This is a genomic window from Levilactobacillus parabrevis ATCC 53295, from assembly GCF_001434055.1.
In the GTDB taxonomy this organism is placed as follows: Bacteria; Bacillota; Bacilli; order Lactobacillales; family Lactobacillaceae; genus Levilactobacillus; species Levilactobacillus parabrevis.
In genome coordinates this window covers 1-17,968 of record NZ_AZCZ01000030.1, presented here as the reverse complement: position 1 = coordinate 17,968, position 17,968 = coordinate 1, and the positions used below count along the sequence as shown (strand labels likewise).

The window sequence follows — 17,968 nt, the reverse complement described above, 5'->3', positions numbered from 1 at the left end:
ATGTTGAGGAGGTGGTTCCATGGAACCCACGATTCGTGGCCTAGAAGCCACGCGAGCAATTGTGACCCAGCCCTTGCAGTGGCAGGTTCTGTTACTCCTGGCTGAAGCGCCCCAATCGCCGGGAATGTTGTCACGGCAGATTCCCATTTGGCAGCATTGGCGGTGTTGGCTCGGTTTATTGCAGCTCCAGCGCCACCAACTCGTGATGTTTCACATGAAACAATGGTGCTGGTCGTTGACCGCCGCGGGGGAAACACTCCGGCCCATTTTAAACGCAATTCAAACCTGTAACGCAACTCAGAAAGGTGGAAATTCTAATGACACATAAGTTTATGGCACCTTATACCTTTAAGAACGGCATCACACTGAAAAATCGGATGGTCATGTCACCAACGACCACGATGTCTAGCTTCTATGATGGCCACGTGACAAACGACGAAATCGCCTTTTATGGCGCTCGTTCCGGTGGCTTGGGCATGATCATTGGCGAAGTGGCCAACGTGATTGCGAGTGGCAAGGGATTTGAAGGTGAACTGTCGATTGCTAATGACGGGGATATTGCCGGCCTGAGTGAACTGGCCCACGCCATGAAACGTAACGGGACCAAGGCCGTGCTCCAGATCTTCCACGCTGGCCGTAAGTCTAACGACCAGATTCTGCGAGGCAACCAACCCGTCAGTGCCAGCGCGATTAAGGCCGCTTATCCAGCTGACTCCCAGACACCGCGGGAACTGACCGCCGATGAGATCGATGACATCATTACAGCCTTTGGGGATGCTACGCGACGGGCGATTGCTGCTGGTTTTGACGGGGTCGAACTTCACGGAGCCAACACTTACTTGCTGCAACAGTTCTTCTCTCCTAATTCCAACCAGCGGACTGACAAGTGGGGTGGCAACCGTGATGATCGCATGGCATTTGCCAAGGCCGTCATCGCCAGTGCCCACACTGCCATTGATCAGTACGCCGATCGGCCATTCCTACTGGGTTACCGGATTTCACCAGAAGAGATTGAGACGCCCGGTATCCGCTTGGCGGACACCTTGGCTTTCGTGGATATGCTGGGAGATTCCGCAGTGGATTACGTCCACACGTCGATGGGTTCGGCTCACCGGACGTCGCTGAATGACAAGTCCGATCACGAGCCGATCATTGCGAAATTAGTGGCACAGCTAGCTGGTCGCAAGCCATTGATCGGGGTCGGTTCCGTGGAAACACCAGCGGATGCCGACGCTGTCTTGGATATGGGAACTGACTTGGTTGCCATGGGCCGCGAAATGATTCGTGAACCCCAATGGATGGAAAAGGTTGCTGACGGGGATGAAGCCAGTATTCGCTACCAACTCTCCCCGTCCGAAATGGCTGAGCTGAAGATTCCACGTGCTATGCAGGATTACTTGAACGGGGCCTTTTATTCCGTGATGCACTTTACCACGGATCCTGAAGCTGCGGCCGATTATCAGAATCAGGCGGCACCGATGGAAGGGTTTGAAAAGAAAATGTAGGCAGCCGGCGGCGTTCGTTGCGGCTAGCTAATGACATGTAATAGAAGGGTGCTGAGACGACTGGTCTCGGCACCCTTCTTGTTGTTAGTTGGTCGTTACGCGCACCTGTCCTGTACCACTCTTAATGGTCAGGGGATGATTGCCGGCTTGCGTGTAGGTTTGCTGGTTGCTGGCACGTTTTATCCCGTTTAGTTTGAACTGCCCGGTCTTAATGGCGATGCTGAGACCATCACTAGTGAGCCGTCGCAGGTCGGTTCGGCCATTCTGTTTGATGAGCTCACCGCCGCGGGTGACGGTGAGGTTGGTTGCCTTAGTCGTCCCATTGCGGTGGTGAAGGGTCAGCATACCCACAGTAAGATCGTTGAGCGCTAATGTTCCGTTGAGTTGGTCGACCGTTAACTGTTCAACCTTAGTCGGCACGGTTAGCGTGAGGACAGGCGTCTTACCGATTTCGAGCTGATGGTGTTTGGCATTGGCTTCAGTGATTGAGAGGACGCCGTTTGAGTGAGTCAGCTTGAATTGGTCACTGCTGACATGGCGTGCTGTTAACTGATAGTGATTGCCTGATTTAATCTTCAGTTGAGCAGTTCGCAGGACGAGATGGACCGTCTGTGGTTGGGTATCAAATGACCTGTTTTGAGTGGTTAATTGGCTAAGACGACCGGTACTGACGTTAAATCGCCGATTGCTGGTGGTGAGCCAGAGAACTAGGGTGCCGAGAATAATGACGATGGCCAGTAGCAGCCAGAATAGCTTTTTCATGAATGATACGCTCCTTTGGATTGAATGAATATTATGTTAATTCATTCATTTTGGTGTAAAAAAATAACCGGTTGGGCTATTTTAGAATAAACAATAAAATTCCGGAAATTAGATCGTTCAGCAGCTGGTAGTAGTCATCCGTTTGAATCTCACTCTGGTGGAAATCGACTACGGTCAGCGCGTTAAATAGACTGATAACGCGGTCCTTGGAGAGGCCGTCTTTAAGAAGACCACGGTCCTGCCAGCGATCGATCAGGTGCATGAGGGTAGCGTAGACCAGACTTTCCTCGACGGCACTCTGGTTGTTGCGGGCAATCAGTGCGTTAAGCTTGGGATTGGTGAACCACTCCTGCAGAATCTGATTGTCGGCGGAGTGGGTAAAAATCTGATGAAGGACCGTTTTGACTAGGTCTGTAGGGGCCACATCGAGGTCGACGGCAGCCAGAATTTGGCCCTTAGCTCGTTCGTTCTCGGCGTTGTAGACTTGGACGAAGATGTCTGATTTGGACTGATAGAAATTATAGAAGGTACCGACCGCTACACCGGCTTGACTGGCGATTTCAGCGATGCTGGTCCGTTTGAACCCTTGATTTAGAAATAAATTGTGAGCGGCGGTGAAGAGGCGTTCCTGTTTTTCTTCCATCGGTTAGGTTCCTTTCGTTTGCTTATGAATGAATATTATAATTATTCATTCATTTTGTCAAGATAAAAAAGACCATCCGTTGAAACGGGATGGCCAGGTTGGGGTTAATTAACGGTATCAGTGAGCTCGGGTTGGGCGTGTGCTTGCAGCTTGACGTCGTAGCGACAGGTACTGGGAAGCAGCCACATCAAGAGACCGCAGACCAATGAGCCAACACCACCGATGATAAACAGTTTTTCTACACCAATCATATCAGCGAGTGGGCCGGCGAAGATTAAGCCGACTGGTCCGGTGATACTCATGATGGAGTTGAGAACGCCAAGAATTCGGCCAAGTTGTGCTGGTGGAAAGCTTTGCTGGATCATAGCCATTAGCAACGTGCTATAGAATGGTGTGGCGATACCGGCTAAAGTGTTTAGGCCAACGAACCAGATGAAACCAGTATGGTTGCCGGGGAGAAAACCACTTGCGCCGAAGGTTACTCCCATGGCAGCCATGGCCCACAGAATGGGCGGCATGCGGTCGCGCCAATTGCCAAATACCCCGATAATGGTGCCGCCCAGTAGCATACCAACGGAATAGACGACCTCGATGAGACCGGCTTGACCAACGCTACCGTGAAAGTAGCCCATGGTCATTAGCGGATAGAGGCTAGCCGCGGGCATGAAGAGCAGCGTGAAAATGGCGCCAACAATGGTGATGGCCCACAAGCCACGAGTGTGTCGAAGCTTATCTAGGCCAAATTTAGCGTCTCCCAAGATGTGAACGGGTTCATCGATCACGGGATGTTCGGGAATTTTGACGAATAGGAGCAGGCTAATTCCGATGACAGCACCGAGGACGTCCAGTAGGATCAGGAAGTTCAGGGGAATTAGTGCAAAGAGAAAAGCGCCTAACGCCGGTGCGATGATCATATTGGCTGATTGCACCATGCCGAGTTGACCGTTGAGCTTGGTCAGCTGCTCGGTTGGCACCATGGTCGGCATGATCGACTGAATGGTGGGCATTTGGAAAGTTTGTGCGATGGCCCGCACCAAGAGCGAGATGAAGATCAGCCATAGTGGGAAGGCGTCCTGTAGCGTCCCCACGACGGAAAGGATAATGGCAAATGCAGCGGCAACGACGTCCGGAACAATCAGCAGGAGTTTCTTGTTGAGCCGATCGACGAATGGACCAACGAATGGACTAAGTAAAACCATGGGTAGCATGCCCAATAAGGTTGCTAGACTAAGGACGGTCGCCGAGCCAGTCTGCTTGGTTAAGTACCAGATGATGGCGTATTGGACGACCATGCTGGTGATGCCTGACAGAAACTGACTGGTTAAGAAGAAATAAATGTTACGCCGCCAGTGCGGCAATAGGGTCGTTTCCATGAATGAGCCCCCCTTATAAACAATGTAATAATTTCACAGGGTTTTTAGATTAGCATATTGGTTAAGGGGGGGTCAAGAATTATGGCTTGAAGCCGGGAAACTACCTGGTTTAAGCACTAAAAAAGCCGCTAGACGTGGGCCTAGCGGTTGGGATGAAATGAAATTATTGGTTAACTGCGGTTTTCCGTTGTAAATCGGAGGGCAAGAAGCTATCGGGTTCATGATTCTCCATTAATTTGGCATAATGCGCGACTTTGAAATTGATCGTAGCGAGATGTTGTTGGAGGTTCTGAATCTCTTGCAAGGTCTGTGCTTGCTGTTCCTTCATCATCTCGTAGCGTTCTGGAACGGTGTCGGCGCCGTCTTGCGCGAGGTCGAGGTAGTGTTTGATCCGTTCGACCGACATCCCAGTTGCCCGTAAGCAAACGATGATGTTGAGCCATTCGAGATCACTATCCTCAAAGACCCGGTTATTATGGGCGTCACGCTGGACAAATGGCAACATACCATATTCATGGTAGTAACGGATACTGTAAGTGGAAATCCCCATCTTTTCGGCGACTTCGTGAATGGTATAAGACATTTTGATTTCCTCCCGACGAGATTGGCTTTCGAGTAACTCGAAGCAATTGAACATTATCATACGGTAAAGTGGTGGCAAGCGCAAGCATTTGTGGTTGTGGGGCGTGACCAATCGGCTGACAAGTAGTCGTGAACTTTAACTATACACGAATTTAATAACGATTTTTATATTTATTATTCGTAAAAAGAAAAATAAAGGTGGACTTGAATCGGTATATACCGTATGATGGTGAAGAAATACGAATAAACCGTTTCTAGTGGGGAGGAAATGATTATGCACTGGGTAGCCGATTTGTTAGCGGCCATCGGGGTAGTGTTAAACGGCATTCCGCAGGGAATTATGGCGATGTCGCTCGGTTTTGCAATTTTTCCAACGATGTTTTCTTTTATTTTTGCTTCAGCGGTCAACGGAGCCTTTAGTTCCGTTGCGCCGTTATCGTTTCAGGCGGAGTCATTGGCCCTAACCGGTAAGCTGGGACGAGACTTGCGCGAACGAACCTCGATTATCTTGGGCGGGTCCATCGTGATGTTACTGATTGGGGTCACGGGAACGCTCACTAAGATTGTCGACGTTCTTGGCAACGGCATCATGGCGGGGATGATGGCCGGAGTGGGAATCATGCTGGCTAAGATTGCCCTGGGGATGGCGAAGACCGAACGGCTGACCGGGTGGCTATCGGTGGCACTGGCCGCTGTGACTTACCTGATTACCAAGGACTTGGTGTGGACCATCGTCGTTTCGGTGGTTGGCTCCAGCCTCGCCGCCGTCTTTATCCAGCACTATCGCGCAGAATTACCAGAACACGTGACGGCACGGCGGTTCGTTTTCACCAAGCCGACAGTCAACGTGCGCGTGGTCCGCGGGGCACTAAGTCTGGCATGTTTGAATATCGGCGCCAACATTTCTTACGGCTTGATTACCGGCCAAATGACGGGTCAGAAGCCCAATCCAGTTGATTTAAACCTACTGACGATTACGCAATCAATCGCTGATATGGGGACCAGTCTATTGGGTGGTGCTCCGGTTGAAGCTATTATCTCAGCAACGGCCAGCGCGCCTGAGCCAGTCGTTGCCGGTATCATGATGATGCTGATTATGGCGGCAATCCTGGCCGTGGGCTGGCTACCTAAATTGGGCAAATACGTGCCGAGCGCTTCAATTGCCGGCTTCCTGTTTATTCTGGGGACGGTCGTTATTTTTCCAGTCAACGCCGGCATGGCTCTACAAGGACCTACGGCGACTATCGCGGCGATTACGTTGGTGATCACAGCGGTGGCCGATCCCTTCGCTGGACTGTTAGCGGGCGCAATTCTGAAATTCTGTTTGCCACTCTTGGGACTGGGGGTCTAAATGTTGAAAACTTTTGAGATTAAGATTGGGCCATTAACCCGGCGCCTGCCGATTATGCCGATCAGTGACACCACAGCGATTGCGTCCTTCGTATTGCTGGGTGATGCTGAATTGACAGATTATGCGGCACAGGCCCTGGCTAAACGCGTACCGGCTGAGTTCGATTATTTCGTCACATTGGAAAGCAAAGGGATTCCGTTGGCGCAGGAACTGAGTCGCGTTACGAATCACCCCCAGTTTGTGGTGTTGCGGAAGAACGTGAAGGACTACATGGTGGCACCATTGACGGTGCCGGTGAAGGCAATCACGACCAGTGCACCACAGCAATTGGTACTTGATGGGACTGATGCGGATAAGCTAGTTGCTAAACGGGTCGTCATTGTCGACGACGTTATCAGCAGTGGTGGCTCACTTGCGGCAGCTCAAGCCTTGATCGAGAAGGCTGGGGCGACGGTCGTGGGCCAGTTGGCCATTTTGGCTGAGGGTGATGCGGTTGATCGGCCAGACATTGAATTTTTAGCAGAGTTACCTCTGTTTCCACGATAATCTGTTTTGATATAAAAATTAAACAAACCTGATAAAAGACAACGACCGGTGCCGAGCATGATGAAAAGCACCGGTCGTTGTTGTCGATGTAAGCGCGTTAAATGGAAAATATGGTGGAATGGCCGTCACTCCGGTGGTTAGCTGGAGCGGGATTTACGCGTTAAGTTGGTTGCTTTCATTTACTAAGGAAAATGGGTTGTCACGATAAACGCTGTCACAGCAGGGATCGGCACCAATAGCAGTTAGCAAATCGTTCATATCCCCCGATTAGTTTATTTTCTTAAAATAACATTTAAAATCATGATTTACAAAACTTTCATAAAATATTTTTCACAAAAGGCATTAATTGGCACAATGGGGAACAATCTCTTTTGAAAAGCGTTTTCATAATTGAATAGCTAAACTGAAACTGGCATAGGCAACGCCTTCGACCTCTTGAATTGAAATCGCTTCCTGATATACTTCGAGGTGGTTAGTTTAATATTTTAAATTTATAGTTGAAGGAGATGCCTCATTCATGGAAAATGCGCAACCAAAACGCACAATCAGGCCAATTGGTCAGATTGGTGTGGGTGAAAAGGTTGGGTTTGGACTTGGTGATTTTGCCTGTAATTTAATTTATGCAAGTTTATCCAGTTACTTACTCTTCTTTTACACCGATGTCTTTGGATTGTCAGCTGGTGCCGCTTCATTACTGTTCTTGGTGGTCCGGTTTATTGATGCGTTCAGTGATCCCATCATTGGATTCTTCGTTGATAAGTCGAATACCCGCTGGGGGAAGTACCGGCCATTCCTGCTATATGGCGCGATTCCATTTGCCATCTTAGCTGTTCTCTGTTTCACGGTACCAAGTTTCGGCGGTGTGGGTAAATTAGCTTACGCCTACGTGACTTACATTCTGTTGTCCGTTTGCTACACGTTCGTCAATGTCCCTTATGGGAGTTTAACGTCCGCCATGACCAACGACCAACAAGAATCCGTTAGTTTAACGACGTACCGGACCTTCCTGGCCAACGTTGGTCAAGTTATCGTGGCGTTCTTCGTGCCATTCTTGGCCGATCTCTTTACGAAGAGCATGGGCGCTGCCAAAGGTTGGCAATTGACCATGGTCATCATGGGTGTCATGGGTGGCCTGTTACTCTGGGGTTGTTTCTTCTCCACTAACGAACGGGTTAAGGTACCAGCTGCACATACGAAGATCAAGGTTAAAGATGTCTTCGAACAATTATTACATAACCGTCCCTTGGTCATCTTGTGTATCTTCTTCTTTGTTATCTATGGGGTTAAGTCCATCGTTAGTTCTACTGGGATCTACTACGTCACTTACTACGTTGGCCGTGCCGACTTGGTTAAGTGGTACTCCTTAGCCGGGACCTTACCAGCCTTGGCCTTTATTCCAGCTATTCCTTGGTTAGCCAACCATATGACCAAGTTCCAATTGATCATTGTTTCCGTGGCTGCCGACATTATCGGGATGGTTGGTCTGTTCTTTGCTAGACCAGAATGGATCGTTTGGATCTTCATTTCTCGTGGGATCGCCTCAGTTGGTAACGGGATGATTTCCGCTTACATGTGGGCCTTGATTCCAGAAACGGTTGAATATGGTGAATACAAGACGAACAAACGGATGGGTGGTGTCATCTACGCCATCATCGGTTTCGTGTTCAAATGTGGGAACGCCTTAGGTGGGATGATTCCCGGCCTGGTACTTTCCGCTACCGGTTACGTGGCCACGACGCAGCATCAAACTGCTGGTGCCTTACACGGAATCGTTATTGCCACGACAATTGTGCCTATTATCATTTACTTCATCGCTATCTTCTCCATGAAGTTCTACAATTTGGATAAGGAAACCTACAAGCGGATTTCTGCTGAATTGAAGGAACGGAACGCTAAGGAATTAGCCGAAGAAGCCGCTGCCAACGAAGAAAAATAGGAGCTAGTTGCCATATGAGAAATATTCAAAATCCTGTCCTGACCGGGTTCAATCCCGATCCCGTACTCTTTCGTGTCAAAGATAAATACTACATTGTGGTCTCGACCTTTGAGTGGTTGCCCGGTATCCGGGTCTATTCCTCGGATAACTTGGTCAACTGGACCTACGAAACGTCAGTGCTCCAACCAGGTAACAACATTAATTTGCAAGGAAACCCGACCGGCTGCTCCATCTGGGGGCCGTTCGCCAGTTACCACAACGGTAAATACTACATTGTTTACACCAATGTTAATGCGACCAAGGTGCCGTACAAGGACGCTGACAACTACATTGTCACGGCCGATGACATCCACGGGCCGTGGAGCGAACCCGTTTACATCAACAGTTCTGGTTTCGACCCGTCGATCTTCTTCGATGACGATGGGCAAGCCTACTTCCTGAATGAAATTTGGGATTATCGGCTGTCGACGCATAACAAGTCTGCAGGAATCGTGGCCCAGAAGATCGATGCCGATACCTTGGAACTCCAAGGCAAGCCACGGGTGATCTTCAAAGGAACGGCTGCCCGGAAGACGGAGGCTCCCCAGATCTACAAGCACGACGGGTATTACTACCTGTTGTGTGCCGAAGGTGGGACGGAAGCCGGTCACCAGGAAACGGTAGCGCGGAGTCGCAACGTTTGGGGACCTTACGAGGTCGATCCACAGAACCCAATGTTGACGTCGGCTAACGATCCCATCCTGCCATTGCAGTGTGCCGGGCACGCCAGCATCACCGAAACACCCAATCACGAGTGGTACATGGCGCACCTGTGCACTCGGCCGCTCAAGGGTGATGACCCCGTTCTGGGTCGTGAAACTGCCATTCAAAAGGTCGTTTGGACCGATGATGGTTGGTTGCGGTTGGCAAGCGGTGGCAATCATCCTAGCCTGGAAGCGCCGGCACCAGCTGGCGTGGACAGTACGCCGATTCAGAGTCACAGTTTTAGCGATAGCCTGACGGGTGACCACCTGAACACGGAGTACTGGAACACGTTGCGGCAATTCCCGAACAAGGCGTGGTTACAGCCAAGTAAGTCCGGGTTAACACTTGCTGGTGGCCAGTCGCCCCAGTCGGCGTTTGACCAGCATCTGATTGCTACTCGGCAAGTGGACTTCTACTGCCGAGCTGCTGTTCAGATGCAGTATAAGCCAGAGAGCTACCTGCAGATGGCGGGAATGACGCTGTACCTTGACCTGGATAACTACGTACTGTTGATGGTCACGCTGGATGAAAATGACAAGCCATGTGTCATTCTCCACCGCTCAATTGCTGGGGAGTTTGAACAGGTTGCCAAGATTCCGGTTAGTGGCGACGGGACGTATAACTTCAGCATTCAGATCAACGAATCGCAAGCCGAATTCATCGTCAACGATGGGGTCAAGCAGACCTCGCTGGGTGCGATGGATGTTAGCTTCCTGTCCGGTGGCTATACTGGGAACTTCATTGGTTTAGACGTCATTGATATGTACAAACGTAACAGTACTCAGGCAACGTTTACTGATTTCACGTACGATGTGACGCGGTAAGCTTGGTGAAAAATGGTCTAATCTCACATAGGGGTTAGATCATTTTTCGCCGCTGGCATTGGTCTTCACTGGGGTGGGGCAGCGCACGACAAAATGAAAAGAAAGAATCGTTTAGTGCTCTTAGCAGAGTGTGTTAAACTTTTGGTACACACGTGAATTTGTGAAAAATTAGTCGGGAGTGGACGTTGTGGCGGAATCAGCGAGTCGAAGTAATTCACATGATTACAACTATCAAAGAATTGTTGAGTACATTTTCAATCACCGCGCAACGTCGCGGTCGGCGATTGCCCGTGACCTGGGTCTGAATAAGGCCACCGTGTCGCTGCTGTGTAGTGAGATGCAGGATCAGGGTGTCGTCTCTGAGATTGGTTCCGGGTCGGCGTCTTCAAATGGTGGTCGGAAGCCTACGTTGATTGAAATCAACCGGCGCTACGGCTATACGTTGACGGTCGAGCTGGACTCTCAGGTGATTCGGGCGCTGGCCTGCTACTTGGACGGCGAGACGCTACAGTTCCAGCAGGTCACGACTACGGCAATCACGGATTTGGCGGCCACTTTGGACGACTTGATTGGCCACTTCACGGCGATTCCCGGCACGACACGTGGCTTGGTGGGCATCTGTTTTGCCATCCACGGGATTACCAACGGCACGCAAGTTCAGGAGTCCTTCCTGAACCTCGGCGACTTGGACCTCAAGGCCTATTTCGCGAAATATGGGGTGCCAATCTTGTTAGAAAATGAGGCAAACCTCTCCGCCATCTACTCCCGCGACTTTGTGGAGGAGTTTGGCCTGGAGAACACGGTGACACTGAGCATCCATCAGGGAATTGCGGCTGGTTTTATTTTGGAGAACAAGCTCTACCGGGGGTCGCAAGGTCGGGTGGGGAATCTCGGCCACAATATTGTTATGCCGGCGTTCTCCATCAATAACAGTCGCAGCCAGGTGACATATCAGGATGTCTACTCCGAGTATGCCGTGATTCATCAGATCAGCGACTTGCTGGGGAAGGCGGACATGTCGTTAGATGAAATTTCTAAACTATATGCCGACCACAATGCCGAGGTGATCACGGTGCTGTCGCAATTTGCGAACGGTATCGCTGGCATTCTGAATAATGTGGTAGGGATGCTCGATCCCGATGTCTTCTACCTGAATTCGCCACTCCTGCACCAGATTCCCAGTGCTATTCCTCAGGTCCGCAACTACTTCAAGCGGTTGTCGGGCTATGATATTCCGGTGAAGTTGATTCCGAATATCCAGTTGGCTACCCTGCTAGGCGGAGCGGCTTTGACCAGCCATACCGTGCTGGGGCTGACTGGAGTGAAGTTGCACTTCTGGGACTATACGGATAATTAAAGTGTTGGTAAAAGTTGGACGAATGGTCAGCCTTTAACGTAGATTAAAAAAGAATTGGGTGTTAGCTGCAGCCGCGGTTGACACCCGTTTTTTATATTGGAAGAGACATATTATGTAATTTGGATAAATCAAATGATAAAAGTGACGTCAGACCGGTAATTTATCCAGCTGCTCAGACCAAAAACAGCTTGTTTAATTTACCTTGTTGACTTATATTTAGGATAGTTAGTTTCGGTAACAATTATTTCGGAAAGTAGGGGATGCCGATGTGTGGGAAAGGATTTCTCTTTGGCTTAGTGGGTATCTTGCTGGGTGGGGCACTACTGACGGTGCCGGCCCAAGCAGATGCGTTGCCAATCCAGTATCAGGGGACGTGGTACGGCTACATAAGTTCGGAAAAGAGCCATCACGTGCGTCATTATGATTTCAGTAAAATCACGGTCAAGTCGAAGCGGATTTCGTTTGATTATCTAACAACGACGAATGCCCGCTTCAAGAATTTCAAGTGGACCTGGGGTGCGTCTTCGTTGGCTATATATAAGGCTAAGAAAGATAAGAAAAATCGTCAGATCTACAAAATTTATTTGCCTATTGAGGAAGATGATGCGGTCGCTAAGATTCGACTGGGGACGGTCACCGGGACGGGCTCCAGTAAGCAGGCGTTGATCTTAAATGAAGGCTACGAGAACCTCTACCTCTTCCGCAAACCGTTACGCAGCCACCCGTGGGGTATTGGCTATGAGGATTCGTTGGAGCTTTACGACTAAACGGGGAGGGAGTTGGCTATTATGAAAAAGACACAACAATTAATGTTGGAACTGGCGGGGTTGGTCGTGGCAATTTTTGCCGGTAGCGTGACGGCCCAGGCCAAGAGTAAGCTTCCCAAAAGTTATCGGGGCAACTGGTACGGCTACGTTTGCTCGGAAAAGATCGGCCATGTGAGAACGTATTATGCCGTCAAGCTACGGTTTACCAGTAACCGGATGGATTATAACTACTTACAGACAACCAAGTCCAATCTCAGCCGACTAGACTGGCAGTGGGGTGAAAGGTCGCTTGTGACCTATAAGCAGCGGACCGATAAACATCATCGAGCCTACTACGAGTTGAATTCCGAAGCCTTCATGGATGACTTGAATGCGTTGCAGTTAACGACGGTCAAGGTCAATGGTAAACGGACGCAGGCGCTGAACGTCTGGGGCGAAGCGGATGCCGTCTATGCCTTCCGCCAACCAGTGCGGGCGCATGCTTGGGGCTGGGACTTTCAGGATTACATTCCAACGGATGAGTAAGGTTAGGCACGGTCATTCCCAGAAGTTTAAATAAATCGAAAACGAAAACCAGGTTTCAACCGCGCGCACTTCAAACGCTGGTTGGAACCTGGTTTCTTCTATATATAATGATTCTTATGAAACAACCTAAGTCGCTTGGCAGTTGCTAGTTACTTGGCAATGTAAGTCGTCTTGAAGTCGTAAGGGACCCCGGCACCGTTGTAAACGATGCTCTTAACGTTGCTCCGTAACAGTTGGGACTTAGCAGCTTGGTACAGTGGAATCGTGCCTTGGTCGTTGATCAGGACCTTTTCAGCTTTGACCAATTTTGCCCACCGTGTTGCGGGTTGATTCCCATCTTGGTTTTCGGCTTCGTCGAGGAGCTTATCGAATTCGGTGTTCTTCCAACCAGTCGTGTTGTAGCTGGAATCGGATTCGAAGACGTCCAGGAAGTTGATGGGGTCAGCGAAGACGGATTGCCAGCCGGCTAACGTTAACTCGTAGTTCCCGTTGTTTTGCTGGGTGATCAGTTGCACGTAAGGTACCGTCTTGATGGTTACCTTGACGTTTGGCAGCTTCTCCAAGGCACTTTGCAGGAATTCTGCGGTCTGCTTGTTGGTGTCGGTATCGGAAACGGAGAGGGTGACGTTGAGTTGCTTATCGCCGGTCTGCTTCAGACCCTTGGCCAGCAGACTCTTAGCTTGTTTGAGGTCGTAGGAGACGCCGGACTTAACGTAGGCTTCTTTGTTGAAGGCCTCACCCGTCTTGGGGTTGTTGCCCATGCCGCCGGGAACAAATCCTTTAGAGGCAACTGAGCCGTCTTGCAAAACATCGTTGACCAGTTGGCTACGGTCGATGGCTAAGGAGAAGGCTTTGCGAACGTTGGCGTTCTTGAAGGCGGTGACTTTCTTTTGGTTCAGATCGAGTCGTTGGGAACCGGTAGGGAGTCGTTTGACGAAGTCCTTGCTGTTCTTGTTATTCTTGATCTGTTGACCACTCAGCAGCGTCTCGTCAGTCTTCTTGGCGTTATAGAGGTTGTAGCTGGTCGTGGTGGATTCGGTGACTTGCTCGTTGATCTTGGTCAGGTGAACGGCCTTCTTGTCCCAGTAAGTCTTGTTCTTGGCCAGTGTCCAGGTCTTGCCGGTTCCGTTCCAATCGGTCAAACGGAAGGGGCCATTGTAGACCGTTGTGGCGGAACTGGTCCCGTACTTTTTGCCGTACTTGTTAACGGCATTTTGGTTAACCGGGTAGAAGAGTGGCCAAGCGAGGAGTTTCTTGAAGTAGGAAACGGGCTTGGTGAGTTGCACGGTCAGTTTGTATTTGCCATCAGCTTTGATGCCCAAGGCGCTCAGAGACTTCTTGCCCTTGTTAACGGCCTCGGCGTTCTTGACCTGATAGAGGTAGAAGGCATCTTGTGAAGCGGTCTTCGGCGCTAGCGTCCGTTGCCAGGAGTAAACGAAATCTTTGGCGGTCACGGGATCGCCGTTGGACCACTTGGCGTCCTTGCGGAGGTTGAAGGTGTAAGTCTTGCCGCCGTTGGTGACTTTGGTGTTGGTAGCGAGGGCGTTGGCTGGTGTGCCCTTGCTATTGAGGCGGTAGAGACCTTCCTGCGTGTTTTGCAGAACGGTGAAGCTCAATGTGTCCGTGGCTTGTGCGAGGTCGGAGCTGGCCAGTTCGGAAGATTCGGTCCAGTTCAATTCCTGTTTGGCGGCGTACTTGTGACTGGAGTTACTACTGCTGGCTTGGCTCCCACAACCTGCTAACGTTAAGAGGCTCAGTGCGGCTACGGTTAAAATAGTTCCCTTTTTCTTCATCCCAAAACATCTCCTAAAAAATAAAATCGTCCTTATGTAATTTACATAAGGACGATTTCACTCGCGGTACCACCTTGTTTCATGGGGGGCTCACACCCACCATCTCCGTAACTTCTGTTGCCAAAAGTCGGAAGCGGTAACGGGCTTCAAATCGAACAATCAGCTTTCACCAATTGTTAGCTACCAGGCTCATCTTCGCGGTTCCGTTGTAAGCCACCTTTTCAGCTACCAGTGGTCTCTAAACTTAGCGGGAACGACTACTCTTCCTGGTGATGCGTTCATGTATTTCTAACTTGGCTCTAATAATAGTCGCTGGCGGGGGAGATGTCAACAGAAAGATTCTGGGAAATTAAAAGGCTTGGTGACGGGGCTTGCGTGACGTATATAGAAGGAAGTTGGTCAATACTGAGTAAATATAATTATTTCTATCATGGATTTCACATTAATTTATTGGATATCTATGCAGGGTAAAACGAGGCACTTGAATATCTTTATTTTAATATGGCATATAAATAATTAACTATTTGAAAATGTGTAGACATTGCGGATAAGTCAGCATAAAATGAGGGTATCTGCTGGAATATTGTTGTATATCGTTTAGATGAATTAAGGGGGAATTCCTGTATGGAAGATTATGGAGTTGGTTTAGATATAGGATCAAACAGTGTAGGCTGGTGTGTTGTTGATAGTACAGGAAGAATGATTCAAGTTAGGCACCAATATGGCCTGGGTGTACGTAAGTTTAGAACTGCTGTCAAAGCTGTTCAGACCAGATTGCTACGGATTGCACGACGTAGATATAAGCGTCGTCGGGCACGCTTAAGATTGTTGGAGGATTACTTCAAGGTTAATTCAAATATTTTACAAGTAGATCCGACTTTTTTTGAACGTTTACATCAGTCAAGCATTCATAAAGATGATATCAGATTTCAAAAGAAGTTCCGTCTTTTTAGTCTTAAGCAAGATAAGGAATATCAAAAGGCCTACCCAACGATCTATCATTTGCGATGGAAGCTGATGACGGAAGACAAGCAGTTTGATATTCGTGAAGTGTATTTAGCTATGCACCATATTGTTAAATATCGCGGGAACTTCTTGATGGGTAATAAGAATCCACAAGATTTTAACTTCAAAAGTTTCCAGTATGTGGACAGCTTCAGGGCATTGAATGAATATTTTGGGAAAAGACTAGATATTGTTGAATTGTTGCCTGATAACGATGATGATATTTCTAAATTTAAAGATATTATGCTTAGCGGAAATAAGGCAATGGATCGAAAGAAAGAGCTAAGCGAATTTTTAAAGGGTGGGCCACAGAAAGCTAAAATTGATAAGAATATACGTGATGCTGTAGCTAACCTTCTTGTAGGATATAAAGCTAAGATGAATATTTTATCCGGTGTCGGTTCTGATGTTCAAAAGGAGTCTGACTGGAGTTTTAGTTTGAATAATCTTGAAGACGACCGAGAAAGATTAGAGAGTACGCTAAATGATGATGATATTCAAATGCTAGAAGAGTGTCTAGGTGTATACAATGCAATTAGCTTAACGCGGTTGATTCCCAACGAAGAGGGATTTTCTGCAAGCATGGTTGAAAAATATAATCTTCATCGAAGTCAGCTTAGAATCCTCAAAAAATATGCGGGAGAGAAAACACTAACAGAAAAAAATGAAATTTTGGGAAAGTATGCAGACTATTTAAATAATCAAAATTCGACAACTAAAAATACGCAAGATTATTTTTACGGTGCTATTAAGAAAATTATAAAGCCTGATATTGGTCAGGATGATAATGCTAAAAAAATTGCAGATTGGATTGAACAAGAAATATTTTTACCCAAGCAAAGAACCAGTCAAAATGGTTCTATCCCATATCAGATTCATCAGGGGGAACTTGATAAAATCATTGAAAATCAGGGAAAATATTATCCATGGTTAATGACACCTAATCCAGTGATGGAAGATGTTATGAATCAGCAGTATAAGCTCGACGAATTGGTTAGCTTTCACATTCCATATTTTGTAGGTCCTCTCATAACTGCGAAGGCACAGACTAAAAACTCTGGATCTCATTTTTCGTGGATGGTACGGAAACAACCCGGTACTGTTAATATTTGGAACTTCAATAAAAAAGTTGATCAGACAAAATCGGCGATTAGATTCATTCAACGAATGAAGACCCCGGATACTTATTTATTGGGTGAAGAAGTCTTGCCAAAATGTAGCTTACTGTATCAAGAATATATGGTTCTTAATGAATTAAATAATATAAGAATTAATAAGCGCCATATTTTACGAGAACAAAAAGAAGCGGTACTTGAAGGATTATTCAAGAATAAAAAGAGCGTCTCAGTTAAAGAATTTAAAGAGTTCTTAGTGGCGAAAGGTTATTTTGAGAAAACTGGGGAAATAGATATTTCGGGGCTTTCAGATCCTAAGCATTTCACTAGTGGTCTGACCACACATTATGCGTATAGAAAGATTTTGGGTAATAAAGTTGATAGACCAGAATATCGAGAAGATTTGGAAAAAATTATTAATTGGACGAGTTTACTGAAGAATGACATGTTGCGTCAACAAATAGATCAAATCAATTGGTTATCAACTGATGAGAAAAATCAGTTGGCTAAGGTTCCGTTAGCCGGTTGGGGACGTTTCTCAAGGAAGTTATTAACGGGTCTGGTTGATAATTCGGGTAGATCTATTATTGATCAACTGAGATGGCAAAGTGGACGTAACTTTATGGCGATTATCAATGAAAAAGTTTACGCACAGCAGATTGAGAGCATGAACGAGCAATATATAAAAAGTCATCAAGAATTGGGAATCTCGGATATTATTGATAATCTGTATACATCTCCAAGTGTCAAAAAAGGAATTCGTGAGGTTCTTGGGGTTGTTCGAGACATTGAGAAGGCAATGGGAAAGAAACCTAAATGGATTTTTGTTGAAGCTGCTCGTGATCCTGATATTGACCCCAAGCGTTCCCAAAAAAGAGCAAAAACGTTGTTGGATACTTATAAGGCAACAGCTAAAAATATTGTTGATGATGTTGTTAAAAAACAGTTGGAGCCCTTTGCTAATGATAAAAATAAAAGAAAATTGACAGAAAAAATGACACTTTATTTTATGCAGAATGGGCAAGACCTATATGGAATAAATGAATCGCTCAATTTTGATGAGCTGTCTTCTTATCAAGTGGATCATATTATTCCACAATCAAAGATTAAAGATGATGGCGAATTTTATAATCAAGTTAG

Annotated in this window: 15 protein-coding genes; 10 read left to right on the top strand and 5 right to left on the bottom strand. The window is 47.7% G+C overall.

All coding sequences use genetic code 11. The features are described from left to right. The first annotated feature begins 19 nt into the window (after positions 1–19). Both FD07_RS08620 and FD07_RS08615 read left to right on the top strand, forming a co-directional pair. Entirely contained in the window at positions 20–328 is a 309-nt protein-coding gene (locus FD07_RS08620; RefSeq protein WP_020089876.1) for a hypothetical protein, read from the top strand. Beyond that, a complete protein-coding gene (locus tag FD07_RS08615; RefSeq protein WP_020089875.1) occupies positions 318–1,505 on the top strand; it encodes an NADH-dependent flavin oxidoreductase in 1,188 nt (395 codons plus the stop codon). Before FD07_RS08620 ends, FD07_RS08615 begins: the two co-directional genes overlap by 11 nt. 84 nt (positions 1,506–1,589) lie before the next feature. On the opposite strand, the gene FD07_RS08610 is transcribed toward FD07_RS08615, so the two are convergent. From FD07_RS08610 to FD07_RS08595, 4 genes are all read right to left on the bottom strand, one after another. Further along, a complete protein-coding gene (locus tag FD07_RS08610) occupies positions 1,590–2,267 on the bottom strand; it encodes a DUF4097 family beta strand repeat-containing protein (RefSeq protein WP_020089874.1) in 678 nt (225 codons plus the stop codon). Positions 2,268–2,343: 76 nt separating this feature from the next. Beyond that, complete coding sequence (locus tag FD07_RS08605) at positions 2,344–2,910, bottom strand: TetR/AcrR family transcriptional regulator (protein ID WP_020089873.1); 567 nt, start codon at positions 2,908–2,910, stop codon at positions 2,344–2,346. Positions 2,911–3,014: 104 nt separating this feature from the next. Then, entirely contained in the window at positions 3,015–4,283 is a 1,269-nt protein-coding gene (locus FD07_RS08600; protein WP_020089872.1) for an MFS transporter, read from the bottom strand. 163 nt (positions 4,284–4,446) lie between these two features. Beyond that, positions 4,447–4,866: a MerR family transcriptional regulator gene (locus FD07_RS08595; RefSeq protein WP_020089871.1), complete on the bottom strand. Its 420-nt coding sequence runs from the start codon at positions 4,864–4,866 to the stop codon at positions 4,447–4,449. 273 nt (positions 4,867–5,139) lie between these two features. On the opposite strand from FD07_RS08595, the gene FD07_RS08590 reads away from it, so the two are divergent. The 7 genes from FD07_RS08590 (at position 5,140) to FD07_RS08560 (ending at position 12,915) form a co-directional block, all read left to right on the top strand. Then, positions 5,140–6,216, top strand: a complete 1,077-nt coding sequence (locus FD07_RS08590) for a guanine permease (protein ID WP_020089870.1) — start codon at positions 5,140–5,142, stop codon at positions 6,214–6,216. After that, complete coding sequence (locus tag FD07_RS08585; protein WP_020089869.1) at positions 6,217–6,762, top strand: phosphoribosyltransferase family protein; 546 nt, start codon at positions 6,217–6,219, stop codon at positions 6,760–6,762. A gap of 517 nt (positions 6,763–7,279) precedes the next feature. Next, positions 7,280–8,698 carry a glycoside-pentoside-hexuronide (GPH):cation symporter gene (locus FD07_RS08580; protein WP_020089868.1) on the top strand — a complete coding sequence of 473 codons (1,419 nt, stop codon included), beginning with the start codon at positions 7,280–7,282 and terminating at the stop codon, positions 8,696–8,698. A 14-nt stretch (positions 8,699–8,712) separates the two neighbouring features. Continuing rightward, the gene (locus FD07_RS08575; protein WP_020089867.1) at positions 8,713–10,266 is read left to right on the top strand and encodes a glycoside hydrolase family 43 protein; all 1,554 of its coding nucleotides are present in this window, start codon (positions 8,713–8,715) and stop codon (positions 10,264–10,266) included. Positions 10,267–10,453: 187 nt separating this feature from the next. Beyond that, positions 10,454–11,623: an ROK family protein gene (locus tag FD07_RS08570; RefSeq protein ID WP_020089866.1), complete on the top strand. Its 1,170-nt coding sequence runs from the start codon at positions 10,454–10,456 to the stop codon at positions 11,621–11,623. Positions 11,624–11,889: 266 nt separating this feature from the next. Then, on the top strand, positions 11,890–12,390 hold the full coding sequence (locus tag FD07_RS08565; RefSeq protein WP_020089865.1) for a hypothetical protein: 501 nt from the start codon (positions 11,890–11,892) through the stop codon (positions 12,388–12,390). Between the two features lie 21 nt (positions 12,391–12,411). After that, complete coding sequence (locus FD07_RS08560; RefSeq protein ID WP_020089864.1) at positions 12,412–12,915, top strand: hypothetical protein; 504 nt, start codon at positions 12,412–12,414, stop codon at positions 12,913–12,915. Positions 12,916–13,064: 149 nt separating this feature from the next. Here the strand turns inward: FD07_RS08560 and FD07_RS08555 are convergent, their stop codons facing one another. Next, on the bottom strand, positions 13,065–14,708 hold the full coding sequence (locus FD07_RS08555; protein WP_020089863.1) for a peptide ABC transporter substrate-binding protein: 1,644 nt from the start codon (positions 14,706–14,708) through the stop codon (positions 13,065–13,067). A 624-nt stretch (positions 14,709–15,332) separates the two neighbouring features. Here FD07_RS08555 and cas9 point away from each other — a divergent pair. Further along, on the top strand, positions 15,333–17,968 hold a 2,636-nt coding region (cas9, locus tag FD07_RS08550; RefSeq protein WP_082601298.1), incomplete at its 3' end, for a type II CRISPR RNA-guided endonuclease Cas9.